24 protein-coding genes and 2 tRNA genes are annotated in these 24,334 nt (G+C 34.9%); 15 read left to right on the forward strand and 11 right to left on the reverse strand.

Features of this window, described 5'->3' with window-relative positions:
• The first annotated feature begins 283 nt into the window (after positions 1-283).
• The 6 genes from ACFFLS_RS10935 (at position 284) to ACFFLS_RS10960 (ending at position 4,641) form a co-directional block, all read left to right on the forward strand.
• Positions 284-772 (forward strand): hypothetical protein, encoded by a 489-nt coding sequence (locus ACFFLS_RS10935; protein ID WP_379684899.1) that lies wholly within the window; start codon positions 284-286, stop codon positions 770-772.
• Positions 769-1,929, forward strand: a complete 1,161-nt coding sequence (gene purT / locus ACFFLS_RS10940) for a formate-dependent phosphoribosylglycinamide formyltransferase (protein WP_379684898.1) — start codon at positions 769-771, stop codon at positions 1,927-1,929. The genes ACFFLS_RS10935 and purT overlap by 4 nt, the downstream gene beginning before the upstream one ends.
• A gap of 3 nt (positions 1,930-1,932) precedes the next feature.
• Positions 1,933-2,253, forward strand: coding sequence for a DUF6370 family protein (locus ACFFLS_RS10945; protein WP_379684897.1), 321 nt, complete (start codon positions 1,933-1,935; stop codon positions 2,251-2,253).
• On the forward strand, positions 2,253-2,828 hold the full coding sequence (locus ACFFLS_RS10950) for a Crp/Fnr family transcriptional regulator (RefSeq protein ID WP_379684896.1): 576 nt from the start codon (positions 2,253-2,255) through the stop codon (positions 2,826-2,828). The genes ACFFLS_RS10945 and ACFFLS_RS10950 overlap by 1 nt, the downstream gene beginning before the upstream one ends.
• A 227-nt stretch (positions 2,829-3,055) precedes the next feature.
• Positions 3,056-3,772, forward strand: a complete 717-nt coding sequence (locus ACFFLS_RS10955) for a pirin family protein (RefSeq protein ID WP_379684894.1) — start codon at positions 3,056-3,058, stop codon at positions 3,770-3,772.
• A gap of 335 nt (positions 3,773-4,107) precedes the next feature.
• Complete coding sequence (locus tag ACFFLS_RS10960; protein WP_379684892.1) at positions 4,108-4,641, forward strand: YceI family protein; 534 nt, start codon at positions 4,108-4,110, stop codon at positions 4,639-4,641.
• A 312-nt stretch (positions 4,642-4,953) separates the two neighbouring features.
• On the opposite strand, the gene ACFFLS_RS10965 is transcribed toward ACFFLS_RS10960, so the two are convergent.
• Positions 4,954-5,817 (reverse strand): helix-turn-helix domain-containing protein, encoded by an 864-nt coding sequence (locus ACFFLS_RS10965; RefSeq protein ID WP_379684891.1) that lies wholly within the window; start codon positions 5,815-5,817, stop codon positions 4,954-4,956.
• 130 nt (positions 5,818-5,947) lie between these two features.
• Between ACFFLS_RS10965 and ACFFLS_RS10970 the strand changes: the two genes are divergently transcribed.
• Together ACFFLS_RS10970 and fabD are read left to right on the forward strand one after the other, a co-directional pair.
• Positions 5,948-6,310: a DUF983 domain-containing protein gene (locus ACFFLS_RS10970; RefSeq protein WP_379684890.1), complete on the forward strand. Its 363-nt coding sequence runs from the start codon at positions 5,948-5,950 to the stop codon at positions 6,308-6,310.
• A gap of 74 nt (positions 6,311-6,384) precedes the next feature.
• The gene (gene fabD / locus ACFFLS_RS10975; RefSeq protein ID WP_155102558.1) at positions 6,385-7,260 is read left to right on the forward strand and encodes an ACP S-malonyltransferase; all 876 of its coding nucleotides are present in this window, start codon (positions 6,385-6,387) and stop codon (positions 7,258-7,260) included.
• A 226-nt stretch (positions 7,261-7,486) separates the two neighbouring features.
• Here fabD and ACFFLS_RS10980 read toward each other — a convergent pair whose 3' ends face one another.
• The 5 genes from ACFFLS_RS10980 to ACFFLS_RS11000 form a co-directional block, all read right to left on the reverse strand.
• On the reverse strand, positions 7,487-7,684 hold the full coding sequence (locus ACFFLS_RS10980) for a hypothetical protein (protein ID WP_379684889.1): 198 nt from the start codon (positions 7,682-7,684) through the stop codon (positions 7,487-7,489).
• Positions 7,669-7,860 carry a hypothetical protein gene (locus ACFFLS_RS10985; protein ID WP_379684888.1) on the reverse strand — a complete coding sequence of 64 codons (192 nt, stop codon included), beginning with the start codon at positions 7,858-7,860 and terminating at the stop codon, positions 7,669-7,671. Before ACFFLS_RS10985 ends, ACFFLS_RS10980 begins: the two co-directional genes overlap by 16 nt.
• Positions 7,861-7,913: 53 nt before the next feature.
• Positions 7,914-8,819, reverse strand: a complete 906-nt coding sequence (locus ACFFLS_RS10990) for a DMT family transporter (protein ID WP_379684887.1) — start codon at positions 8,817-8,819, stop codon at positions 7,914-7,916.
• Between the two features lie 81 nt (positions 8,820-8,900).
• Complete coding sequence (gene galE, locus ACFFLS_RS10995) at positions 8,901-9,917, reverse strand: UDP-glucose 4-epimerase GalE (protein WP_379684886.1); 1,017 nt, start codon at positions 9,915-9,917, stop codon at positions 8,901-8,903.
• 37 nt (positions 9,918-9,954) lie between these two features.
• The gene (locus tag ACFFLS_RS11000) at positions 9,955-11,085 is read right to left on the reverse strand and encodes a DegT/DnrJ/EryC1/StrS family aminotransferase (protein WP_379684885.1); all 1,131 of its coding nucleotides are present in this window, start codon (positions 11,083-11,085) and stop codon (positions 9,955-9,957) included.
• A 134-nt stretch (positions 11,086-11,219) separates the two neighbouring features.
• Between ACFFLS_RS11000 and ACFFLS_RS11005 the strand changes: the two genes are divergently transcribed.
• Together ACFFLS_RS11005 and ACFFLS_RS11010 are read left to right on the forward strand one after the other, a co-directional pair.
• Positions 11,220-12,449, forward strand: a complete 1,230-nt coding sequence (locus ACFFLS_RS11005) for a 3-deoxy-D-manno-octulosonic acid transferase (protein WP_379684883.1) — start codon at positions 11,220-11,222, stop codon at positions 12,447-12,449.
• A 351-nt stretch (positions 12,450-12,800) separates the two neighbouring features.
• The gene (locus ACFFLS_RS11010) at positions 12,801-13,016 is read left to right on the forward strand and encodes a PG1828 family lipoprotein (RefSeq protein ID WP_379684882.1); all 216 of its coding nucleotides are present in this window, start codon (positions 12,801-12,803) and stop codon (positions 13,014-13,016) included.
• Positions 13,017-13,119: 103 nt separating this feature from the next.
• On the opposite strand, the gene ACFFLS_RS11015 is transcribed toward ACFFLS_RS11010, so the two are convergent.
• The 4 genes from ACFFLS_RS11015 to mutS form a co-directional block, all read right to left on the reverse strand.
• Positions 13,120-13,503, reverse strand: a complete 384-nt coding sequence (locus tag ACFFLS_RS11015; RefSeq protein WP_379684881.1) for a YegP family protein — start codon at positions 13,501-13,503, stop codon at positions 13,120-13,122.
• Positions 13,504-13,648: 145 nt separating this feature from the next.
• Positions 13,649-13,734 (reverse strand) — tRNA-Leu (locus tag ACFFLS_RS11020).
• Positions 13,735-13,748: 14 nt separating this feature from the next.
• Positions 13,749-13,821 (reverse strand) — tRNA-Gly (locus ACFFLS_RS11025).
• A gap of 160 nt (positions 13,822-13,981) precedes the next feature.
• The gene (gene mutS / locus ACFFLS_RS11030; RefSeq protein ID WP_379684880.1) at positions 13,982-16,588 is read right to left on the reverse strand and encodes a DNA mismatch repair protein MutS; all 2,607 of its coding nucleotides are present in this window, start codon (positions 16,586-16,588) and stop codon (positions 13,982-13,984) included.
• A gap of 159 nt (positions 16,589-16,747) precedes the next feature.
• Here mutS and ACFFLS_RS11035 point away from each other — a divergent pair, with 159 nt between their 5' ends.
• The 3 genes from ACFFLS_RS11035 (at position 16,748) to ACFFLS_RS11045 (ending at position 20,005) form a co-directional block, all read left to right on the forward strand.
• On the forward strand, positions 16,748-17,170 hold the full coding sequence (locus tag ACFFLS_RS11035) for a DUF1573 domain-containing protein (protein WP_379684879.1): 423 nt from the start codon (positions 16,748-16,750) through the stop codon (positions 17,168-17,170).
• Between the two features lie 75 nt (positions 17,171-17,245).
• On the forward strand, positions 17,246-17,782 hold the full coding sequence (locus ACFFLS_RS11040) for an RNA methyltransferase (RefSeq protein ID WP_379684878.1): 537 nt from the start codon (positions 17,246-17,248) through the stop codon (positions 17,780-17,782).
• A 42-nt stretch (positions 17,783-17,824) separates the two neighbouring features.
• Complete coding sequence (locus ACFFLS_RS11045) at positions 17,825-20,005, forward strand: Ig-like domain-containing protein (RefSeq protein ID WP_379684877.1); 2,181 nt, start codon at positions 17,825-17,827, stop codon at positions 20,003-20,005.
• Between the two features lie 90 nt (positions 20,006-20,095).
• On the opposite strand, the gene folK is transcribed toward ACFFLS_RS11045, so the two are convergent.
• Positions 20,096-21,229, reverse strand: a complete 1,134-nt coding sequence (gene folK, locus ACFFLS_RS11050) for a 2-amino-4-hydroxy-6-hydroxymethyldihydropteridine diphosphokinase (protein ID WP_379684876.1) — start codon at positions 21,227-21,229, stop codon at positions 20,096-20,098.
• Between the two features lie 249 nt (positions 21,230-21,478).
• On the opposite strand from folK, the gene sppA reads away from it, so the two are divergent.
• Both sppA and ACFFLS_RS11060 read left to right on the forward strand, forming a co-directional pair.
• Entirely contained in the window at positions 21,479-23,236 is a 1,758-nt protein-coding gene (gene sppA / locus ACFFLS_RS11055) for a signal peptide peptidase SppA (RefSeq protein WP_379684875.1), read from the forward strand.
• Between the two features lie 12 nt (positions 23,237-23,248).
• Positions 23,249-24,196, forward strand: coding sequence for an alpha/beta hydrolase family protein (locus tag ACFFLS_RS11060; RefSeq protein ID WP_379684874.1), 948 nt, complete (start codon positions 23,249-23,251; stop codon positions 24,194-24,196).
• The last annotated feature ends 138 nt before the right edge of the window (positions 24,197-24,334 follow it).

Raw genomic sequence — 24,334 nt, forward strand, 5'->3', positions numbered from 1 at the left:
TATAAGAGCGTTTATAATTACAATTTCCTCAATCTTGTCATTTCTGACAAAGGAGACTCGAGCGATAGCGAACAGGCGAAGCAAATCTTCGCGAGTAACTCTACAAAGATTGGCTTATTGGAACGGAGTTACTTGTGGAGATTTCTCCTTCGTCGAAATGACAAACTGCATGGTTACTTTATCTAAAACGTAAGTTGATTATTAAATTAAATCTGCCGAATCTGCAAAATCTGCGTGAGAATAAATCTCATTTTATTTATCTTTACTCTCTAAATAATTTTAAATGGAATCAAAAAACAACATACAAAAACATGCAATTATTGCTGGGATTTTTGTGACCTCTTTTTTTCCTTTTTTAATTTTTTCCGAAAGCTATTTTATTTTTCAATGCATTCAAATATGTGATTTTGGCATTTTTTGGAATCCAATTTTCTGGGGGATTTTGTTTCCATTGTTTATAGTTTTTCTATTTTGGCATACCGCAAAAAAAATAAATCCATCATTAAATCAAATTCGTTATCTCAAAGCTTGCACCCAATTTTCTTTTGGAGTAAGTTCAAAAATTATAATCGCACTTTTTATAATATATGTAATTGGATTATTCGTAAACGGAATTTCATCAGTATTTAAGTCACAAATTCCTTATCAAATTTTATTCTCAATACTAATGATTTTATTTCTGTCATTCGTATTGATGATTCTAACTTTCATAAGCAGTTTAATCATTGTAAAAGCAAGCCAAAACACCCAAACTTTAAATCAAACAAAATGAAAATACTACTTCTTGGTTCAGGCGAATTAGGCAAAGAATTTGTCATCGCCGCACAACGAATCGGACAAACCATAATTGCAGTTGACAGTTACGAAAATGCACCAGCGATGCAAGTTGCACACGGTTTTGAAGTTATCAATATGCTCGACGGCGAAGCCCTTGACCGAATCGTAGCTAAACATAAACCAGATTTCATTGTTCCAGAAATAGAAGCCATTCGCACCGAACGTTTTTACGATTACGAGAAACAAGGAATCACGGTTGTTCCTTCAGCGAAAGCGGCAAACTTTACTATGAATCGTAAAGCAATTCGTGATTTAGCTTCAAAAGAATTAGGTTTAAGAACAGCCAAATATCAATACGCAACTTCAGTTGAAGAATTACAAAAAGCTGTTCAGGAAGTCGGAATTCCATGCGTGGTAAAACCTTTAATGTCTTCGTCTGGAAAAGGACAATCGACAATCAAAACAGAAAGCGATATTGAAAAAGCATGGCAATATGCTGTTGCGGGTTCGCGTGGTGATGTTATCGAAGTTATTGTAGAAGCTTTTGTCAATTTTGATTCAGAAATTACACTTTTAACGATTACTCAAAATGGTAATCCAACATTATTCTGCTCGCCAATTGGCCACAGACAAGAAAGAGGCGATTATCAGGAAAGCTGGCAGCCGGCTTTAGTCTCAGAGAAAGACTTATACGAAGCGCAGGATATGTCCGAAAAAATTACCGAAGCACTTGGCGGTGCCGGACTTTTTGGCGTTGAATTTTTCTTGACGAATGAAGGGGTTTATTTCTCTGAACTTTCTCCACGTCCTCATGATACTGGAATGGTAACTTTAGCTGGAACGCAGAATTTCAACGAATTTGAATTGCATTTAAGAGCAATCTTAAGTCTTCCAATTTTCGAAATTACTTTAGAAAAAGCTGGAGCAAGTGCCGTAATTTTAGCATCAGAAGATTCTACAAATCCAACTTTTAGCGGAATTGAAAAAGTGGCATCTCTTCCAAAAACCGATTTCAGAATTTTTGGTAAACCGACTTCACGACCTTACCGAAGAATGGGAGTTATTTTGAGCCACGATACACTTTCTACTCCGATTAACGAAGTAACAGAACGTGCCAAAGAAACCGCAAAATTAATAACTGTAAATTCTTAAAAAATGAAAAAACTTATATTTATGATTTTCCTATTTATTGGAATTTCAGCGCAAGCACAAAGCAAAAAGAAATTTGAAAAGCCTACAATTGTTGAAGCTTCTTGCGGAGAATGTCAATTCGGAATGAAAGGTGAAAGCTGTGATTTAGCTGTTCGTATTGACGGAAAATCGTATTTTGTTGACGGAACAAAAATTGACGAACACGGTGACGCACACGCTAAAGACGGGTTTTGTAACGCCATAAGAAAAGCTTCTGTAACGGGAGAAATCAAAGGAAACCGGTTTATCGCTACTTCATTCACTTTAATAGAAGATAAAAAATAATGGCATTAATACTAGAAAACATTGCCAAACACGTTTCTCTGACACTAGAAGAACAGGCACTTTTTTTATCTAAACTAGAAACCAACACTTACAAAGCCAAAACACTTTTATTGAATGCCGGCGAAGTCTGCAAACACTCGTATTTTGTAAATTCTGGTATTTTAAGAAGTTTCAACATCAATGATAATATTGTCGAACATGTGCTTTCATTTGCCTGCGAAGGCTGGTGGATGAGCGATATGTACAGTTTTTTTTCGCAGAAACCAGGACAGCTTTTTATTGAAGTTTTGGAAGAAGCCGAAGTTGTTTCTTTATCCAAAGAAAATCAAGAACAATTGTATCTTGAAATTCCAAAACTGGAACGTTTCTTCAGGATTTTGATTGAGAATTCTTTAGTAGCAAATCAACAACGTCTAATGGACAATTTGAGTTTGCCTGCTGAAGAACGTTTCGAGAAATTTACCAAAAAATATGGGACATTGGTCCACAAAATTCCTCAAAAACAAATCGCTTCTTTCATTGGCGTAACACCCGAATTTTTCAGCAAAATGAAAGCAAGGCTTTTGAAGAAATAAGATTTTCCGCCACGACCCGAGCGATAGCGAACGGGCGAAGCAATTCACGAATTATTTTTTTATAATCTTTGAGAATAAAAATTCGTGAATTCGTGGCTTTCTTTTTAATAACTTCTACAATTTCTCTTAAACAAAAAATCTTAGATTCTTTTCTTAATCTACATTAAGTGCTTTTCTTTGACCTTGACCGTATCTTTGTACTATCAAAATCGATAAAAGACAAAATCATGGAAAATATAGTATTGCACAAAGCAGAGTCAAGAGGAAATGCAAATCACGGATGGTTGAATGCTTATCATAGTTTTAGCTTTGCAAGCTGGTACAATCCAGATAGAATTCAGTTTGGCGCGCTTCGTGTTTTAAATGACGACACAATTGCTGCCGGAATGGGATTTGGAACACATCCTCACGATAACATGGAAATCATTACGATTCCGTTAGAAGGTGATTTGGCTCACAAAGACAGTATGGGAAATACCGAAGTAATTAAAAACGGTGACATTCAGGTAATGAGTGCCGGAACTGGAATTCAGCATAGTGAGTTTAACCCAAATGCAGATCAACAGACTAAGCTGTTACAGATTTGGTTGTTTCCAAACAAAAGAAATGTTACGCCACGTTACCAGCAAATTACTTTGGATGTTGCCGACAGACACAATAAATTGTCTCAGGTTTTATCTCCAAATGCAGATGACGAAGGTGTTTGGATTCATCAAGACGCTTGGTTCAACATGGGAAATTTCGATTCTGGAGTTTCTACCGAATATAAAATTAAAAAAGAAGGAAACGGAGTTTATGCTTTCGTTTTAAAAGGAAATGTAACCATCAACGGTCAGGAATTAAATACTCGTGATGCGGTTGGAATTTCTGGAACTGATGTTTTGAATATTAAAGCAAATACAGATGCTGAATTTTTATTAATGGATGTTCCAATGAATTATTAATTCGTAAAAAATATTTTTTACCTGTACTTTAAAACGATAATAAATCTGTAAATCAGATTATTATCGTTTCTTTTTTTTGTAACTTGAATAATTGGATAGCTTTTAACTTGAAAAAGGCAAAAGCCTCTCGCAGATTTGCTTCGTCTGTTCGCTGTCGCTCGGGTTGCAGATTCAGGAGATTATAAAAATATAAATCTGCTTTATCTGCGGGAAAACAAATAGCAAAAACCTAATTCACATTTCATTTCTTAATCTAGGTTAAGTGCTTCGAGATAACTGTCACCGTAACTTTGTCCTATCAAAATGAAACAAATTAATTATTTAAAAATAAAATTATGGCAACTACAAAATGGTCAATTGACCCAACTCACTCAGAAATTGGTTTTAAAGTTAAACACATGATGTTTACAAATGTTTCAGGAAAATTTGGAACATACGATGCTACAATCACTACAAATGGAGATAACTTCGAAAATGCTGACATCGAATTTTCAGGAGATATCGCTTCTATCGATACTGCAAATGCAGACAGAGACGGGCATTTAAGAAGCGGAGATTTCTTTGATGCTGAAAATCATCCAAAATTAGCTTTCAAAGCTTCATCTTTCAAAAAAATCAACGATGGGGAATATGAATTAACTGGAGATTTAAACATTAAAGGTGTTTCTAAAACTGTAAAATTCCCAGTAGAATTTAGCGGAACTATGACTGATCCTTGGGGAAATACAAAAGTTGGTCTAAGCATAGAAGGGAAAATTAATCGTAAAGATTGGGGTTTAAACTGGAACTCAGCTCTTGAAACTGGAGGCGTTTTAGTTGGAGAAGAAGTTCGTTTGAACATTGAATTACAATTTGTAAAACAAGCTTAATCTTTTGGTTTAGATTAGATTTAATTAATTAATTAATTGATTGGTTATTGAAGCCTTGCATTTTATGCAGGGCTTTTTTTTAGCCACAAATTACACAAATTTTCACAAATTTATTTCACGCAGATTTTTAAATGATTTTAGCAGATCTTACAGATTTATTTTAATCTGCATAAATCTGCAAGATCTGCGTGAAACCAAATTAACATCCACAGATTAAAATGATTTTCACAGATTTTAAAATCCACAACAATACTTTTAATCTGAGGCAAAAAATAATTTGTGAAAATTTGTGTAATTTGTGGCCAAAAAAACTCACCGCATAGTATTTCGAAATTCTGTTGGCGACAATCCGGTTTGTTTTTTGAAGAAACGGGAGAAATAAGAATAATCTTCGTAACCGACTTTGAAAGCCACTTCGTTTATGGCAAGTTGTTTGTCAATCAGCATTCTTTTTATTTCGAGAATTACTCGGTCTGTAATTACCTCGGTGGCTGTTTTTTGAAGGATTTCATTGCAGATTCTGTTCAGATGTTTCAAGGTTATATTTAATTTTTCTGCGTAGAATGAAGGCAGTTTTTCGGTTCTGAAATATTCTTCTAAAAACGATTCAAACTTATTGATTTTAATATTGTACGAATGTGTTTGATGCGAATAAGTTTCGCCATATTTCCTAGCTACTTCGATATGAATGCAATCAAGCAAATTCAATAATTTATCTAATTGATATTTATTGTCTTGAGTATTTTCCTGAATCAACAAGTCAAAATAAGGGCAAATTTTTGAGATTTCGTTTTCTTCAAACACCATTTCAGGTCGGTTTTGAATAGAATGATAAAAATTATAGTCGTTGATTTTTTTTTGTCCGAAATATAAATTATACAATTCCTGCGAAAAAATAATCACAAAACCTTCAATGTCTTTTGATAAATTCCAATGGTGCATTTGTCCAGGCTGTAGCACAAACAGACTTCCTCTTTTGATTTCGAACTGGTCAAAATCGACTTCGTGCTGTCCTGAACCTTTCGTAAAAAATACCATTAGATAGGAATCATGTCGATGCGGTTCTTCTACAAAACTGTGATTTTTGAGATGTTCTGTAAAAGTATTGACATAAAAATCGCGATGAATATCATTACAACTAAAATTCTGAACACTATAAACGGGATATTTTTTCATTTTGGAATTTGGAATTTATTTTTTATAATTTAATCAAAAATGTCCTTATTGTGCTATAATAAGCGAAGATACTAAAAAGACTATTATACCGCTCTTAATTACCTTTGTATAAACAAAAAACAACAAAGTCATGTCAAACGCATTAACTCATATTTTAAGCAACGAATGTCCGATTTGTCATAAAGGAAAAGTCTTTACAGACAAAAACATTTTTCTGAATTTCAGCTTTCCAAAAATGAATGAATATTGTAGTCATTGCAACTATAAATTCCAAAAAGAACCTGGTTACTTCTTTGGTGCCATGTACGTAAACTACGGATTAACCGTGGCTCAGGGAATTGCAACCTATTGCATTGCACAGTTTTTCTTTGAGAAGAATTTTGATTTGAGAATCTTTCCAATTATTGCAACTGCAATTGTTTTATTCACCCCTTTCAATCTTCGATTTTCAAGATTAGCGTGGATTTATATGTTTAAGGATTATACGAAATAAAAAAATAGTACTTTTGCGCACCAATTGAAACTAATTTTCAATTTTAAAAAAAAAGTAAAAATTAAATTAGACAAATGAAAGCATACGTATTTCCAGGTCAAGGTGCGCAATTCACAGGAATGGGTAAAGACCTTTATGAAAATTCGGCTTTAGCCAAAGAATTATTCGAAAAAGCCAATGAAATTTTAGGCTTCAGAATTACTGATATTATGTTTGAAGGCACTGCCGAAGAACTAAAAGAAACTAAAGTTACACAACCAGCAGTATTTTTACACTCTGTTATTTTAGCTAAAACTTTAGGTGAAGATTTTAAACCAGAAATGGTAGCAGGACATTCTTTAGGAGAATTTTCAGCTTTGGTTGCTAACGGAACTTTATCTTTTGAAGATGGTTTGAAATTAGTTTCTCAGCGTGCTTTGGCAATGCAAAAAGCTTGCGAAATCACTCCATCAACAATGGCTGCGGTTTTAGGTTTAGCTGATAATATCGTTGAAGAAGTTTGTGCTTCAATTGACGGAATTGTCGTTGCTGCCAACTATAACTGCCCAGGACAATTAGTAATTTCTGGAGAAACTTCAGCAGTTGAAAAAGCTTGCGAAGCGATGAAAGCTGCAGGAGCAAAACGTGCTTTAATTTTACCTGTTGGAGGAGCTTTCCACTCGCCAATGATGGAACCTGCAAGAGAAGAATTGGCTGCTGCAATTGAAGCTACAACTTTCTCGACTCCAATTTGTCCAGTGTATCAAAACGTAACTGCAAATGCGGTTTCTGATGCAAACGAAATTAAAAAGAACTTAATCATTCAATTGACTGCTCCTGTAAAATGGACACAATCTGTACAACAAATGATTGCTGACGGAGCTACTTTATTTACTGAAGTTGGCCCTGGAAAAGTATTGGCTGGTTTGATTAATAAAATTGATAAAGAAGCGGTTACTGCGAATGCTTAATTTTTAAGTCTTCAGTGTTCAGCTTTTAGTGATCAGTTAAAAACTATACGCATAAAAAAATCCTCATGAACTTTAATCAGTTTATGAGGATTTTGTTTTTATAGCTCTTTTGCTTCTGCGTTGTAATTATTTAAAATTCCAGTAATCAGATAATTTTGATTTCTTTTTTCAAAAAACACATACCAAGTTGTTCTAGAGTTGGGTTTATAAAAAATATATTCTGAACCTAAGTAAATAATGGATTTTGGAGTTTTTTATGCGGAGATTCTTTTATTCTTTCTAGAATTGCATTATGTATATCAGAAACATAATCTTCCGCAGATTCAATAAAACCAAAATATTCCTTTTTATATAATGTTACAACTAAATCATCTAGATATCGAATTACTTCTGGTGTAAAGATAACTTCTATTTTCCCCACCATTCTCTAATTCTTCTAATAGATTCAGCTTTTGCTTGCTCTGGTGTTAATCCTTTTGCAAACTCGGCATCAAAATCAAAAGTTTCAGGATCTATACCTTTAAATTTCGGTTTTTGAGTTTCGTATTCTACTCTTGGCTCTTGAATCTTGTTCTTTTTATTTTCTTTATCCGAATCCATTATTCCTACATTTTATATTCTTACAAATTTACAAAATAAAATGAATCAAAATTTTATGCAACTTTCTTTTCTTTCTTCTTATAATTGACAATAAAAACGCCAAGAATAATAAGCGCTGTCGCAATAATAAAATCGATTGTAATAACTTCATCCAAAAGAAGCCAGCCTAAAAATACAGCAATTATTGTATTTACATAAGATAAAATAGAAACCTGAACTGCTGTAACATGTTTTAAAGCATAATTATAACAGAAAAAAGCAATCACCGAACCGAAAATTGATAGATACAACGCTGCTGAAATACTTCTTAAAGTCCAAGAACTCAAATCTGGATTTGGTGAAAAAATAGAAGCCAAAACTAGCTGAATTAAGGACGCCATTGTAAATTGATAAAACAAATTGAGTGTTATATTGTTCGATTTATTAACGTGTGTTTTTGTATAAATCGTTCCAGCCGCCCATGCTAAAATTGCAAATCCCATAAACACCATTCCTGCCCTGTAATCAGCATCTAAAAACGACCCTAGTCCATCTTTGAATATAAAAACCACTCCAGAGAATCCAATAATTACGCCTATAAATCCTTTTAGGCTCATTTTCTGTAATCCGAACAAAATACTTCCTAAAAAAATAAGTATCGGAGACAAGGCACTGATTACTGAAGCCAATCCGCTCGGCAAAGTCTTTTCTGCAATCGTAGTAAAACCATTCGCAATGACAATCATTAAAACCGAAGGAACAAGCTGATGCTTTAAATTTTCCCAGCCAATCCATTTTAATTCGCTTTTAAACAATAAAATCGTCATCATGATTAACCCTGCCAATCCCTGACGAATCGAAGTTACAAACCAAGGCGGAATCGTTTCTACCGCAACCCTGATTCCTAAAAATGTAGTTCCCCAGATTATTCCAACTGCGGAAAGTGCAAAAATCAATTTATAATCTAAATTTTGTTTCATGATAATCAACTCATTAAAAAAGTCCCAAACTATACTATGATAATTTGGGACCTTAAAATTTTTATAATTTTAATATAAGAATTATTTACTCCTTACTTTTTGTTCCCATTTCCAGGCGCTTGCCATGGCTTCGTCTAAACTTAATTCAGCCTTCCATCCTAAAACATTATTTGCCTTATCTGTATTTGCATACGCTTCAATAACATCACCTTCACGGCGTGGCATCATTTTGTATGGCAGTTTTTTATTGCTGACTTTCTCAAAGCTGTTAATGACTTCAAGCACAGAACTTCCTTTTCCTGTTCCCAGATTAAAGGTTTCAACTTTAGCTAAATTCTTCTTATTCAGCAAACGCTGTAAGGCAATTACGTGTGCTTTTGCTAAGTCGACTACGTGAATATAGTCACGAACAGCAGTTCCGTCTGGCGTTGGATAGTCATTTCCGAAAACAGACAATTCTTGACGCAAACCAACTCCAGTCTGCGTAATAAACGGAACTAAATTTTGAGGAACTCCTAAAGGCAATTCACCAATCTCTGCTGACGAATGTGCTCCAACTGGATTAAAATAACGCAACAAAATAGCGCTGATATTAGTCACTTTCGCTGTATCTGTAATGATTTCTTCTCCGATTTGCTTGGTATTTCCATAAGGAGACATGGCTACTTGCACTGGTGCGTCTTCTGTAATCGGCATTTTTTCGGCTTGACCGTAAACCGTACAAGAAGAACTGAAAATAAAACTCGCCTCAGGTTTTTGCTGTAATCCCTGCAAAAGATAAACTAAGCTGCCAATATTGTTTTCATAATACAATAACGGATTTTCAACACTTTCACCAACCGCTTTTGAAGCTGCAAAATGAATAATACCAGTAATATCGCTGTGTTTTTTAAAGAAATCCTGAACATCTCTCTTTTCTCTTAAATCGATTTTTTCAAAAACAGGCTGTTTTCCCGTAATTTTTTCAATTCCTTTTAAAACATCTTCGGACGAATTAGAAAGATCATCTATCACTACAACTTCAAAGCCTTCATTTTGCAATTCGACTACAGTGTGCGACCCTATAAATCCTAATCCTCCTGTTACTAATACTTTCATTATTTGGTTTGTTTTGTGGTTATTTTTTAACTGTTAATTAGTTTAAAAATTCAATTACACTGTCTGTAATAAATTTTATCTGTTCGTCATCAAGTTCTGTATGCATTGGCAAAGCAATAACTTCCTGAACTAATTGATTTGTTACCGGAAATTGCTCTTCTTTATAACGAGGATCCAAATATGCTTTTTGAGAGTGCAACGGAATCGGGTAATAAATTGCGCATGGAATCCCTTTGTCCAATAAATGTTGCATCAAAGCGTTTCTGTCTGCATCAATGATTCTTAACACATATTGGTGAAAAACGTGATCATTTTCGTTTGCATCAAATTCTGGTGTAATGATGTGTTTGTTTCCATTAAAAGCTGCATTATATTTTGTTGCCGCTAAACGACGTGCTTGATTATATTCATCGAGTAATGGCAATTTTGCATTTAAAACTCCAGCCTGAATGCTATCTAGACGTGAATTTACACCTACAACATCGTGGTGGTAACGTTCGTACATTCCGTGATTTACGATTCCGCGGATGATGTGCGCTAATTTATCATCATTTGTAAAAATTGCACCACCGTCACCGTAACATCCTAAATTTTTAGAAGGAAAAAATGAGGTTGCTGCAACGTGACCGATTGTCCCTACTTTTGTTTTTGCCCCTGATTTAGAAATATAATCAGCACCAATTGCCTGCGCATTATCTTCAATTACATATAAATTGTATTGAGCCGCAATTTCCATGATCGCATCCATGTTGGCAGCGCGTCCAAATAAGTGAACTGGAACAATTGCTTTTGTTTTTGGTGTAATTGCATTTTTTACAGCCTCAATATCAATGTTCATATTCACCATATCAACATCAACCAATACTGGAGTCAACTGCAGTAAAGCAATTACTTCTACAGTTGCTGCAAAAGTAAAATCGGCAGTAATAACTTCGTCTCCAGGTTTCAAATCTAATGCCATCATTGCTATCTGCAACGCATCTGTTCCATTTGCGCACGGAATCACGTGTTTTGCTCCGAGATAATCTTCAAGATTTTTTTGAAACTGATGAACCAAAGGTCCGTTGATGTAAGTATTGGTGTCTAAAACTTCCTGAATTGAAGCATCTACGGTAGATTTTATTTTTTCGTATTGACTTTTCAAGTCAACCATTTGTATTTTTTTCATTTTTGAATTTATTTAAATTAAAGACACCGTTTTCAGACAGAAATCTCTAAAAGGAGGAACAAAAATAGTTATTAATAGCTTCAAACCAATGAAAATAGTCTAAAGAAATGTAATTTAGCCACAAAAATTATTACATGCTTTTTTTATATAATATAACCATTTACATCGCAGGATTTTTCTTGAAAATCATAGCGTTATTTAGTCCGAAAATTAAGCTTTTTGTTGAAGGCAGAAAAAATGTATTTTCAATTTTAGAAGAAAAAATCAAAACAGACGATAAGACTATATGGTTTCATGCTGCATCACTTGGAGAATACGAACAAGGCCTTCCAGTTATTGAAAAAGTAAAGCAAAAATTCCCTTTGCACAAAATTATAGTGACCTTTTTTTCCCCATCAGGTTACGAAGTTCGAAAAAACAACACTATTGCAGACATTACAGTATATCTGCCTTTGGACACCAAAAGCAATGCAAAAAAGTTTTTAAAAATCGTGCATCCTGAATTTGCTTTTTTTATTAAATACGAATTCTGGCTCAATTATTTAAAAGAACTTGAGAATTATAAAACCCCGACTTACCTAATTTCTGGGATTTTCAGGGATAATCAGATGTTTTTTAAATGGTACGGCGGGTTTTATCGAAACGCCTTAAAAGCTTTTACCTATTTTTTTGTGCAGAATGAAAGTTCTAAAGCAAAAATTGAAGGTATTGGTTTTAAAAACGCAATAGCATCAGGCGATACACGTTTTGATCGTGTTGCCACAATTTTAGAACGCGACAATTCTTTACATTTTATTGAAACCTTCAAAAATAATCAGCCAGTAATTGTTATTGGAAGTTCTTGGCCAAAAGACGAAGTTCTTTTAGCCGAATATATCAATCAGGCTTCAGAAAATATAAAATTCATAATCGCACCTCACAATATCAAAAAGGAGCAGATTGAAAATCTTAAATCACAGATTACAAAATCGACAGTGCTCTTTTCCGAAAAAGAGGCGTCAGACTTATCGCAATACCAAGTTTTAATTGTGGACACGGTCGGCATATTGACCAAAATTTACAGTTATGGCACGATTGCCTATGTAGGAGGCGGTTTCGGAAATCCTGGTATCCACAACATCCTTGAGCCAGCGGTTTTTGGAATGCCAATCGTAATCGGACCTAATTACTCCAATTTTGCGGAGGCTGTTGCTCTTGTTAATCTAGAAGGCTGTTCTGTAATCTCAAACAGCGGAGAATTAAAAACTATTTTTGACCAACTTCTTGCAAACCAAGAGTTTTACCGCAAAAAAAGTCAAATCTGCTCTACATTTATTCAAAGCAACAAAGGCGCTACAGAAACGATTGTAAAAAGTGTTTTTTAACAATTACAAAAGCACAAATCGGTCACAAACTCGCTTTTTTAACTGAAATGATTGACAGAACCAAGCCTATTTACGAATTTAATGATTCTGCAATTATCCTTAAAAAAACAAAAATAACTCAATAAAGAGAATTAAAAAAGCCAAAAACTCAACAGAATTTTCAGCAAAAAATAATTATCACACAAAATACAATAATATATTATTATTTTGTCATTTTGGCATATTTATTGATAACTAAGATAATCGTGAGTAAGGAAAATATTTTAAAAAAAAAGTGAAAAAATATTTTACATATTAAAAAATTTATATCTTTGCCACGAATTAATAATTAACCTTTTATAATAAAGTAAGATGAAAAAAGTATTTTTAAGTTTAGCTGTTGTTGCTGTTTTAACTGTTGTATCTTGTAAAAAAGCTGACGCTGCTGCTGACGCTACTGCTGTAGATTCTACTGCTGTTGTTGTTGACTCTGCTGCTGCTGTAGTTGATTCTGCTGCTGCAACTGTTGATTCTGCTGCTGCTAAAGTTGACTCTGCTGCTGCTAAAGTAGAAGAAGTAAAAAAATAATTAGAACCTAAGTTCTAACGATTTTAAAACCATCTCTAGAAGATGGTTTTTTTTATGCTTAATTCCTAAAAAAAAGCGCCCGATACAAATCGAGCGCTTTTTTTTATTCCGCAGCCTCATCATCATCCTCAAGATTTTCATCATCTCCAAAAATAGATTCGTTTGAAGAGAAATCCAAAATCTCTGCCTTGCAGGCATAAGTCATAATCTCCTTAACCCCCTTTTGAAGAAGCAATTCTGTGCTGTATTTTCGACTTGTAGCAAAATGAACATCATCCAGCATTAGCTTAAAGAAATATTTCCCGCCAGAACCCTTAAACTTCAAAAACCTAGCAAGATCCATTGTCTTTTTAAACCTCTCAATATCTTCTTCACATTCAAACCTCAACTCATAGCTCAAACTCGTAAATATCACTTTCCCTTTTCGAGAAGTAAAAACAAACTTATACTCATCATTAAACCTTCTGCTGATTACAAAAGCACCCATTTATAAATTTTAGATTTTTAGATTGTTGATTTTTTTTTCTAGACACTAAGCCACTAAGTTTCTAAGACACTGAGATTTCCCTTAAAAAACACTAAAACTTAATTTTTCCCCATAAAAAAAGCCTCTTCAAAAGAAGAGGCTTTAGTACTCAGAGCGGGACTTGAACCCGCACGAACATTGCTGTTCACTGGATTTTAAGTCCAGCGTGTCTACCAATTTCACCATCCGAGCATTATGTGCTTTTGAGCGAAAAACGGGGCTCGAACCCGCGACCTCGACCTTGGCAAGGTCGCGCTCTACCAACTGAGCTATTTTCGCATTTCAAATTCTCTAAAGAACCACAACACTTGATTTGTTCTGTATTGCGAGTGCAAATTTAGGACATTTATTCAATTAAACAAGCCTTTTTAGAAAAAAAAATCGACTTATTTTATAACTTTCTGATAACCTAAACTTTAAATTTGAAAAAACTTGATTTTTATTTCTTAGCAAGCATTCTTTTGATTTCATTAAGTTTCATCAAGGCTTCGACAGGCGTAATCGCATTAATATCTAGACCTAAAATCTCTTCTTTTATCTCCTCCAGCAAAGGATCATCAAGATTAAAGAAACTCATCTGCATTTCGTCATTCGCCGATTTAATTCCGTTTAAAGCATCTCCTGAGTGATTTTTTTCAAGCTTCTTTAAAAGCTTTTGTGCTTTCGAAATAACCAATTGAGGCATTCCTGCCATTTTTGCCACATGAATTCCAAAACTATGAGCACTTCCTCCTTTCACCAGCTTTCTCACAAAAAGAACGTTGTCTTTTAATTCTTTTACCGCCACATTAAAGTTTTGAATTCTAGGCAATGATTCGGTCATTTCATTCAGCTCGTGATAATGCGTCGCAAATAATGTTTTCGCCTTAGACGGATGTTCATGCAAGAATTCAGCAATTGCCCAAGCAATCGAAATTCCGTCATAAGTACTTGTTCCTCTTCCGATTTCATCGAGTAATACCAAGCTTCGGTCAGAAATATTATTCAAAATAGAAGCTGTTTCATTCATTTCCACCATAAAAGTAGATTCTCCCATCGAAATGTTGTCCGAAGCCCCTACTCTTGTGAAAATTTTATCAACAATCCCCATCCTAACGCTGTCTGCCGGCACAAAACTTCCCATTTGAGCCAAAAGTACTATAAGAGCCGTTTGCCTCAAAATAGCCGACTTACCCGACATATTCGGCCCCGTAATCATGATGATTTGCTGCGTTTCTCTATCCAGATAAACATCATTGGCAATATACGGAGTTCCAACAGGAAGTTGTTTTTCGATTACAGGATGCCTTCCGTTTTTGATTTCCAATTCAAACGTATCATCAATTTCCGGACATACATACTGATTTTCTACTGCCATCTGCGTAAAAGAACACAAACAATCCAGTTGCGCAATCAGATACGCATTCATCTGAACTGGTTTTATATAAGTAGCAATCCAAGCCACTAACTGCTCAAAAAGCTCTGTTTCTATTTTATAAATCTTTTCTTCTGCACCAAGAATCTTCGTTTCGTATTCTTTTAATTCTTCGGTTATGTATCGCTCAGCATTTACCAAAGTCTGCTTACGAATCCATTCTTCCGGAACTTTATCTTTATGCGTATTTCGCACTTCGATATAATACCCAAAAACATTATTGAAAGAAATTTTCAACGAAGAAATACCCGTACGCTCCGATTCTCTTTTTTCGATTCCCTCCAAGAATTCTTTTCCTGAAGTAGAAATGGCACGGAGTTCATCAAGTTCTTCATTGATACCTTTTGCTATAGCATTTCCTTTCGCAATAGCTACCGGCGCATCTTGATTTAAAGTTGTTTTTATTTTTTCACGCAGAAGATCACAAGCATGCAAACTATCTCCGATTACCTTTACCGCTTCCTGCGGACTTTGAAGCGCCAGAGTTTTGATTGGAATAATTGCATCTAGAGACTCTCTCAGATAAACGATTTCACGAGGAGATATTTTTCCGGCCGCAATTTTAGAAATCAGACGTTCCAAATCTGAAATCTGTTTGATTTGATATTGAATATCGTGTAAAATTTCAGGACTAGATTTCAAATAAGAAACAACCTCATGCCTGTTTTTTACTTTATTACTATCTTTTAATGGCAATGCCAACCAACGTTTTAACAACCTTCCTCCCATTGGCGAAAGCGTCTTATCGATAACATCCAAAAGCGTAACTGCATTTGGATTATAGCTATGATACAATTCTAAATTTCGAATCGTAAAACGATCCATCCAAACATAAGCATCTTCGGCAATACGCTGAATTGTTGTGATATGCTGTACCCGATTATGCTGCGTTTCGGACAAATAATACAGAATTGCACCAGAAGCAATAATGCCCTCTTTTAATTCTTCAACACCAAAACCTTTTAAAGAATTGGTCTGAAAATGTTTCGTCAAGGTTTCTAAAGCGTAATCTTCTTTATAGATCCAATCTTCGAGATAAAAACTATGAAAATCTTCTCCAAAAGCATCCTTAAAATCATTTTTATTATATTTCGGAACCAGAACCTCACTTGGATTAAAATTCTGAAGCAGCTTATCTATATATTCCGCATTTCCCTGTGCGGCCAAAAATTCTCCCGTCGAAACATCCAAAAATGAAATCCCGATACTTTTACCAGCAAAATAAACCGATGCTAAAAAGTTATTTGATTTGGATTGAAGCACCTCATCATTTAAGGAAACACCAGGAGTTACCAATTCTGTAACGCCTCGCTTCACAATAGTTTTGGTCATTTTGGGATCTTCGAGCTGATCACAGATTGCTACGCGAAGACCAGCTTTAACCAATTTTGGCAGATACGTATTAATCGAATGGTGAGGAAATCCCGCCAGTGCAGTTTCGGTTTCAGAACCAGCACCTCTTTTGGTCAGGGTAATTCCTAAAATCTTAGAAGCCCTGATAGCATCTTCTCCAAAAGTTTCATAAAAATCCCCTACTCTGAAAAGCAGACAAGCATCAGGGTATTTTCTTTTGATTTCGTTATACTGTTTCATTAAGGGTGTTTCTTTCACCACTTTCTCTTTCGCTGCCAAATTAAGTGTGTTTTTAAATGAAAAATTAAGACAGCGAATTTAGTTTTTTTTTGAAAGAATATGGAACAAGTCAAAAATTAAAATATTTTATGAATATTTTTACGTTCACATTTAAGATTTTTACATAGCTTTGTTCATCAATAAAAAAGACTCTTAAAGATGAAAAAAATAATTTTATTCGTTATGCTTGCAGTAGCTGGAATTACAGCTTCTAACGCACAAACAACAAAAAAAACCAAAGTTGCTAAAGTTGAAGGAGCTGGAATGGTTTTTGAAACTGAGACTATTGACTACGGTACTATTGCACACAATGCTGACGGTAAACGTGAGTTTGTTTTCGTAAACAACGGTACAAAACCATTAATCATTACAAGTGCTCAAGGATCTTGCGGATGTACAGTTCCTACTTCTCCAAAAGAACCAATCGCTCCAGGTAGTAAAGGGGTTATCGGTGTAAAATATGCTACTGACAGAGTTGGTGCTTTTACAAAAACGGTAACTATTAGTTCTAATGCAGAAGGACAGCCTACAAAAGTCCTAACTATTAAAGGTACTGTTTTACCAGATCCAGTAAAAAGCTAATCTGAAAAACATAGAAATAATCGAAAAAGCTTCCTTATCTTTGGAAGCTTTTTTTATGACCTGAATTCAACACCAATGAGAAAACTCGAAAATAGCGAACTGGAACGCAAATCAATTGAAGATTTTAAGAAATCTAAAAAAACTTCTTTAATTCTGATTTTAGACGATATCCGAAGCCTTCATAATATTGGTTCCGTTTTTAGAACCGCTGACGCGTTCCTGATTGAAAAAATAATTCTTTGCGGGATTACTGCTACTCCTCCTAACAAAGAAATTCATAAAACGGCACTTGGCGCTACCGAGACTGTCGCATGGGAACATCATGAAAACGTACTCGAAGTTATAGAAAACTTAAAAAAAGAAAATGTTTTAACCCTTGCAATCGAACAGGTTGAAAGTGCGATTTTTCTTCAGGATTTTAAAGTTGAAAAAAATCAAAAATATGCTTTGGTTTTCGGAAATGAAGTCTACGGTGTTTCGCAGGAAGCCGTTGCAATATGTGACGGGTGTATTGAAATTCCTCAACTCGGAACCAAACATTCACTTAACATCTCAGTAAGTGCAGGAATTGTAGTCTGGGATTTATTCCAAAAAATAAACTGGCTCGAGTAGAAAATTATTTTTTTATAATTATATAATTGATATTTTTATAAAATGAAAAATATCAATTTAGCAATTATAACAGCTTTATATTTTATTTTAAGCTCCAATCACTCTCTCGCAAGTGAAACAAATAAAGGTTTTAACAAATTACCCGCATTAACTGCAAAATCATATTTAAAGAAAAACAACAGGAAATCTTTTGCAATAGACCCTCCGAAGCTTACAGCACAGGGAGACCAGTTGTATTGCCCACAGACTTCAATTAAAATAGTTACCGATATTACAATCAACCATGATCCTGCAGAAAACGGCACTCAAGCGGTTTATATACAGATTTCGTCTGGTTATTCTGCGGGATTTGAACGATTAGAATTATCCAATCCCTTATTACATCCTAGTATAACCGCGAACTGGGATGCATCAACAGGAAAACTAAGCCTTTTAAGTTCAACTATCGGAGTAAATGAAGTTTCTTACGATGATTTTACGGCCGCTATAAAAGATGTTACATTCACAAACTCTTCTGCTACTGCATCGGGAACCAGAACATTCTCAATTACTATCGGACAGGCGAATTATTTACCTTCTACAGGTCATTACTATCTATACATCCCGAATATTGGCGTTACTTGGACAAATGCCAAAGATCTTGCAGCATCGAGTACTTATTACGGCCTTAAAGGATATCTAGCGACAATACTATCTGCTGACGAAGCCAAACTTGTCGGGGAGCAGGCCTCTGGAACGGGCTGGATTGGTGGCAGCGATGCCGAAACAGAAGGTGTTTGGAAATGGGTTACAGGCCCTGAAGCCGGAACTATTTTCTGGAATGGAACCCAAAATGGTTCTACTCCAAATTTTGCTTTTTGGAATTCAGGTGAACCTAATCAGCAGGGCAACGAAGATTATGCACATATCACACAGCCAGGAGTCGGAATAAAGGGCTCATGGAATGATTTATCCAATACAGGTTCACTAATTCCCGGAGACAGTTACCAACCAAAAGGCTACATTGTAGAATATGGCGGCATGCCAGGCGAACCTGCTCTAGAAATAGCGACAAGCACCAAAATCACAATTCCCTCGGCAAGCCCGAATACTCCTAGACCAGTCTGCAATTCTGGAAGTTTTACCTTAACCGCTTCAGGAACTGCAGGGGCTTTAATACGCTGGTATGATGTTCAAATCGGTGGCAGCTTATTAGCTACTGGAGAAACCTTCAATACGGCGATTATTAATTCAACTACAACTTATTATGTCGATGCTGGATGCGAAATCAATAGAAAACCTGTAACTGCCACCGTAAATGCAACTCCAGACATTCCTGTTGTTACAACTCCAGTCTCCAGATGCGGTACAGGAAGTGTTACCCTTGAGGCATCAACAAATATTGGCTCAACAAGCTGGTTTACAAGTCCTGCGGGAGGAACTGCGCTTTATACTGGAACCAATTTTGTCACACCTCCACTTTCCTCTAATACAACTTATTATGCAGAAGCCTCAAATAGTGGTTGTGTCAACAATACACGAATAGCAGTAAATGTTTTGATTTACACCCCTCCTGCTGTGATGGATGAAAGTGAAATTTTATGCGAATCGCAATCTATTACTATCGACGCAGGTATTTCGGGAATGACTTATTTGTGGTCAAATGGAGACACTACTCAAAGCACAACAGTCGCAGCAGCAGGAGTCTATTCTGTTGAAGTCACAAGTCCTGAACCAGAAAGCTGCACTAGCATTAAAAAAGTAACTGTTTTTGAACATAGTGTGCCAAAAATAGACCGAATTGAAGTTGATGGCACTAGTGCTGTTATTTATCCCGTAAAAGCACAAGATTATTTTGAATATTCGGTAGACGGCATCTATTTCCAAGATTCGAATTCTTTTCATGATATACCCGGCGGATTGCAAACTGCTTACATCAGAGAGAAAAATGGTTGCGGATTAGCGGTTAAACAATTCGTAGTTTTGGTTTTCCCTTCTTTCTTTACGCCAAATAATGACTCTCATAACGATGTTTGGGAAGTTACCGGAATGGAGAATTATCCGCAGGCACAAGTCACTATATTTGACCGATATGGAAAATTGATTGCCGAATTAAGCCACTACAAAATGACATGGGACGGCACTTTTAATCAAATTCCTCTTCCGGCTTCAGACTATTGGTATGCACTAAAAATAGACAATTCAATGCCTGTTTTTCGCGGTCATTTTACTTTAAAAAGATGATTTTCTTAATTAGACAATGTGGCAATGAGAGAATGTGCCAATTTGATAATTAGAAAATGAAAGCAATTGAAAAATTATCAAATTGACTAATTATCTAATTTTATTCTTTATTTCATTTAAGATATAAATATAATCTTCGTGATTTTTTACGAAATCGCGATTAGAAACATCGATTATGAGAACATTCAAATCGGTTTGAGATTTTATATATTCTAAGTAACCAATGTTGATTTTATCTAGATATTCTGATTCTATATTCTGTTCGTAATTCCTTCCTCTTTTTTTGATGTTTTGGAGCAGACGATCGGTATTTTGATACAAATAAATATACAAATCCGGTTTTGGCATTTCTTTATAAATGATATCGAATAAATTACGATACAAACGATATTCATCTTCTGCTAAGGTAATTTTGGCAAAAATTAAAGATTTAAAAATATGGTAATCGGCAACGATAAAATCTTTGAACAAGTCAAACTGCGCCAAATCATCAGACAACTGCTGATAGCGATCAGCAAGAAAAGACATTTCGAGCGGAAAAGCGTATCTGCTTTGGTCTTTATAAAATTTAGGTAAAAACGGATTATCAGCAAATCGTTCTAAAACCGTTTTCGCATTAAAATCTTCTGCGATTTTATTGACTAAAGTTGTTTTTCCAGCACCAATATTTCCTTCAAAAGCAATATAATTGAATTGATCTAACGGAATTCCTTTCAAAGGATTTTTCAAATCCTCGACTGCCGTACAAACACTTTCATCTGGTGAAACCACTATTAATTCTGAAACTGACTTGTGTAAAACCGGATGACGCCAGTCTAATTTCAAATCTTGCATCGGTAACAATACAAAATTACGATCCTGCATCAGCGGATGCGGAATTTGAAGTTTTTCAGTTTCGATAATTTCATCATCAAAAACTATCAAATCGACATCGATAATTCGCGATTGATACCCTTCTTGATTAGAACGAATTCTGCCAAGCTGTTTCTCAACTTTCAAAACAAGATTAAGCACTTTATGAGCCGCTAAACTGGTATGCATCAAAAGGGCGCAATTGTAAAAAGCATCACTCTCAAAACCCCATGCTGGAGTTTCATAAAGTTTGGAAACCTTAACAACTGTCCCTACCTCTTCATGAATTAAATCAATACATTTTTGGATGTTTTCCTGTCTGTTTCCCTGATTACTGCCTATTGATAAAACGACTTGATGCTGTGACTTCATAATTAATGCAAATTAACTAAAACTATTTAGAAATCTTTTGATTAGTTTTAATAAAAGTTATCCTCTTCAAACAACACAACTTATATCCTTCATCAGCCATTAAAGCTATAAATGCCTCTATTTTGTTTTAGATTCAAAATCAAAAATTACCCTAATATTTCATAATCGTCATGTAAAAATTCAATCTTATTTCAATTATATTTGTAACAAACCAGCCATTTTAGCTACTTATTTAAAAAAAAGATACTTATGAAATTTTTAGGAAATGTACTTGCCACTGTAATCGGTATTTTTGTCTTTATGATGCTCTCCTTTTTTGGAGTGATTCTTATTGGCGCCATTTTCGGCGGAGATGACAAAGTCTCTGTTAAATCTGATTCGGTTATCGAATTAAATCTCAAACAAATCAACAATGATTACGCAGGAAAATATAAAGATCCTTGGGTTACTGTTTTCTCCGATAAAAAAGGAGTCGGTCTAACAGACGTAATCAATGCGATTGAAGCAGCGAAAACAGATGAAAAAATCAAGGGGATTTCCATTTTAAATGATGAATCGTCTCTTGGACTTGCGCAATACAAAGATTTGAGAAACGCTTTGGAAAGCTTCAAAAAATCAGGAAAATTTGTTTGGGCATATTCTAACACCTATTCTCAAAAAGAATACTATTTGACTTCTGTAGCCAATAAAATTTACATTAATCCGGCAGGAGATTTAGATTTTAAGGGGCTTTCGTCTGAAATCATGTTTTTCAAAGACTTTCAGGAAAAATCAGGCATTCATATGGAAGTAATTCGCCATGGGAAATACAAAAGTGCCGTTGAGCCTTTTCTGGAAAATAAAATGAGCGATGCCAACAGAGAACAAATTACAGCGCTTTTGAACTCAATCTGGTCGACAGTTTCAAGCGATATTTCAAAAAGCAGAAATATTCCTCTTGATAAACTAAACCAAATTGCGGACGGTTTATTGGCTAGAACTCCTGAAATGGCAAAAGCGCAGAATCTAGTTGATATCGTGGCTTATGAAGATGTTTACCACAACGCAATCCGAAAAGCTCTAAAAGTTGATGCCGACGAAGATTATAACAAAATCTCGATTTTAGATTATACTCAAAACAATGCAACAACAGCATTGGCTAACACAACAAGCGACCAGATTGCCATTATTTACGCTCAAGGCGAAATTGCCAGCGGAGAAGGCGATGTAAACGTTATTGGAGAAGGATCAATGCGTCGTTCGCTGCAGGAAGCCAGAAAAAATGATGATGTAAAAGCAATCGTTTTAAGAATTGACAGCCCGGGGGGAAGCGCCTTAACTTCTGATTTAATCTGGAGAGAAATTGAAATTACCAAAAAGGTAAAACCTGTTGTAGTTTCTATGGGTAATTACGCAGCTTCGGGTGGTTATTATATTGCCTGCAATGCCGACAAGATATTTGCAGAAAGCAATACGATTACGGGTTCGATAGGTGTTTTCGGAATGTTACCAAACTTTACAACTTTGGCAAACAAATTAGGAATTAATTCTGAACAAGTTAAAACACACGAAAACGCAGCAAATTATAGTCCGTTTGTGCCAGTTGACGAGAAATTTAAAGCTTTTACTTTAGAAGGAGTAGAAAAAATCTACAACACCTTTGTAACTCATGTAGCTGAAGGGCGAAAAATGACTTTTGAACAAGTAGATGCTATTGCGCAAGGAAGAGTTTGGTCTGGAACAGAAGCTTTGAAATTAGGATTGGTTGATAAAATTGGCGGTCTTAATGATGCAATTGCGGAAGCGGCGCGAATTGCAAAAATCAAAAAATACAGCACTCAAAATTATCCTGAATACGAGAAAAAATTCAACGAGCTTTTTGCTAATATGCCTTTCGCAAAATCAAAAGAAGCTTTTATTAAAGAAGAAATCGGTGAAGAGAATTACCAGCTAATCGAGCAGGTTAAGAAATTCCAAAAACAAAAAGGTGTTCAGGCAGTGCTTCCTTTTCAAATTACAATTTATTAATCAGGATTAGATATGAACAAAATAATTCTTTTTCTTACCGCGCTTTTTTTGAGTGTATTAAATGCACAAGAAAAAAAAGAGATTACTTTTAAGGAATCGCCGGTAACTTTGAAAATCAATGTTGATCAACTGTACGGAACTCTGACCACTCCTGATTTGACTAAAAAATATCCTGTTGCATTGATTATTGCCGGATCTGGTCCAACAGACCGCAATGGCAATAATCCGATGATGAAAAACAATTCTCTAAAAATGCTGGCTGAAGCTTTGGCAAAAAACGGAATTGCATCATTGCGTTTTGACAAGAGAGGAATTGGAGAAAGTAAAGCTTCTGCGATTTCTGAAGATGTTTTGGTTTTTGAAAATTATACCGAAGACGTAAAAAGCTGGATTAATTTTTTGAAACAAGACAAACGTTTTTCAAAATTAATTATAATTGGTCACAGCGAAGGTTCACTGATCGGAATGATTTCGGGTGCAAAAGCGGACAAATTTATTTCGATTGCGGGAGCAGGAGAATCTGCTGACAAAACCATTAAAACGCAGATTGCATCGAAATCGATGAAACCGCTTGAAGATATGACTTTTCCGATTATTGATAGTTTAAAAAACGGATTCAAAGTAAAAAAAGTAGATCCGATGCTCAATTCACTTTTCAGGCCAAGCATTCAGCCTTACCTGATTTCTTGGTTCAAATATGATCCACAGACAGAAATAAAAAAACTGACCGTACCGATATTGATTTTACAGGGAAATAAAGATTTACAGGTAACCGTAAAAGATGCCGAAAATCTTTCTCATGCCAATAAAAACTCAGAACTGCTTGTTATTGACAAGATGAATCATATCATGAAAATTATTGAAGGCGACCAGCAAGCCAATATGGAAAGTTACAATAATGAAACACTTCCTATATCTGAAACATTAGTAAATAAGATTGTTTCTTTTATTCAGAAATAAACTTTTAAAATAAAACCATTATTAAATCCGTTTAAAATATTTTGAACGGATTTTTTTTATTTTACAAAATAAGTAAAATTCTTACATATTTAAGAAAAATTTATCTTCAACCTGAAGTAAAAAAAACTACTTTTGCAG

Origin of the sequence: Flavobacterium procerum, assembly GCF_042431625.1 — a bacterium.
GTDB classification, from domain to species: domain Bacteria; phylum Bacteroidota; class Bacteroidia; order Flavobacteriales; family Flavobacteriaceae; genus Flavobacterium; species Flavobacterium procerum.

What these genes read in the sequence shown, in the direction of transcription:
- ACFFLS_RS10935 (WP_379684899.1), top strand. Translation starts at nt 284, where the DNA reads ATGGAATCAAAAAACAACATACAAAAACATGCAATTATTGCTGGGATT.
- purT (WP_379684898.1), top strand. Translation starts at nt 769, where the DNA reads ATGAAAATACTACTTCTTGGTTCAGGCGAATTAGGCAAAGAATTTGTC.
- ACFFLS_RS10945 (WP_379684897.1), top strand. Translation starts at nt 1,933, where the DNA reads ATGAAAAAACTTATATTTATGATTTTCCTATTTATTGGAATTTCAGCG.
- ACFFLS_RS10950 (WP_379684896.1), top strand. Translation starts at nt 2,253, where the DNA reads ATGGCATTAATACTAGAAAACATTGCCAAACACGTTTCTCTGACACTA.
- ACFFLS_RS10955 (WP_379684894.1), top strand. Translation starts at nt 3,056, where the DNA reads ATGGAAAATATAGTATTGCACAAAGCAGAGTCAAGAGGAAATGCAAAT.
- ACFFLS_RS10960 (WP_379684892.1), top strand. Translation starts at nt 4,108, where the DNA reads ATGGCAACTACAAAATGGTCAATTGACCCAACTCACTCAGAAATTGGT.
- ACFFLS_RS10965 (WP_379684891.1), bottom strand. Translation starts at nt 5,817, where the DNA reads ATGAAAAAATATCCCGTTTATAGTGTTCAGAATTTTAGTTGTAATGAT.
- ACFFLS_RS10970 (WP_379684890.1), top strand. Translation starts at nt 5,948, where the DNA reads ATGTCAAACGCATTAACTCATATTTTAAGCAACGAATGTCCGATTTGT.
- fabD (WP_155102558.1), top strand. Translation starts at nt 6,385, where the DNA reads ATGAAAGCATACGTATTTCCAGGTCAAGGTGCGCAATTCACAGGAATG.
- ACFFLS_RS10980 (WP_379684889.1), bottom strand. Translation starts at nt 7,684, where the DNA reads ATGGTGGGGAAAATAGAAGTTATCTTTACACCAGAAGTAATTCGATAT.
- ACFFLS_RS10985 (WP_379684888.1), bottom strand. Translation starts at nt 7,860, where the DNA reads ATGGATTCGGATAAAGAAAATAAAAAGAACAAGATTCAAGAGCCAAGA.
- ACFFLS_RS10990 (WP_379684887.1), bottom strand. Translation starts at nt 8,819, where the DNA reads ATGAAACAAAATTTAGATTATAAATTGATTTTTGCACTTTCCGCAGTT.
- galE (WP_379684886.1), bottom strand. Translation starts at nt 9,917, where the DNA reads ATGAAAGTATTAGTAACAGGAGGATTAGGATTTATAGGGTCGCACACT.
- ACFFLS_RS11000 (WP_379684885.1), bottom strand. Translation starts at nt 11,085, where the DNA reads ATGAAAAAAATACAAATGGTTGACTTGAAAAGTCAATACGAAAAAATA.
- ACFFLS_RS11005 (WP_379684883.1), top strand. Translation starts at nt 11,220, where the DNA reads ATGCTTTTTTTATATAATATAACCATTTACATCGCAGGATTTTTCTTG.
- ACFFLS_RS11010 (WP_379684882.1), top strand. Translation starts at nt 12,801, where the DNA reads ATGAAAAAAGTATTTTTAAGTTTAGCTGTTGTTGCTGTTTTAACTGTT.
- ACFFLS_RS11015 (WP_379684881.1), bottom strand. Translation starts at nt 13,503, where the DNA reads ATGGGTGCTTTTGTAATCAGCAGAAGGTTTAATGATGAGTATAAGTTT.
- ACFFLS_RS11035 (WP_379684879.1), top strand. Translation starts at nt 16,748, where the DNA reads ATGAAAAAAATAATTTTATTCGTTATGCTTGCAGTAGCTGGAATTACA.
- ACFFLS_RS11040 (WP_379684878.1), top strand. Translation starts at nt 17,246, where the DNA reads ATGAGAAAACTCGAAAATAGCGAACTGGAACGCAAATCAATTGAAGAT.
- ACFFLS_RS11045 (WP_379684877.1), top strand. Translation starts at nt 17,825, where the DNA reads ATGAAAAATATCAATTTAGCAATTATAACAGCTTTATATTTTATTTTA.
- folK (WP_379684876.1), bottom strand. Translation starts at nt 21,229, where the DNA reads ATGAAGTCACAGCATCAAGTCGTTTTATCAATAGGCAGTAATCAGGGA.
- sppA (WP_379684875.1), top strand. Translation starts at nt 21,479, where the DNA reads ATGAAATTTTTAGGAAATGTACTTGCCACTGTAATCGGTATTTTTGTC.
- ACFFLS_RS11060 (WP_379684874.1), top strand. Translation starts at nt 23,249, where the DNA reads ATGAACAAAATAATTCTTTTTCTTACCGCGCTTTTTTTGAGTGTATTA.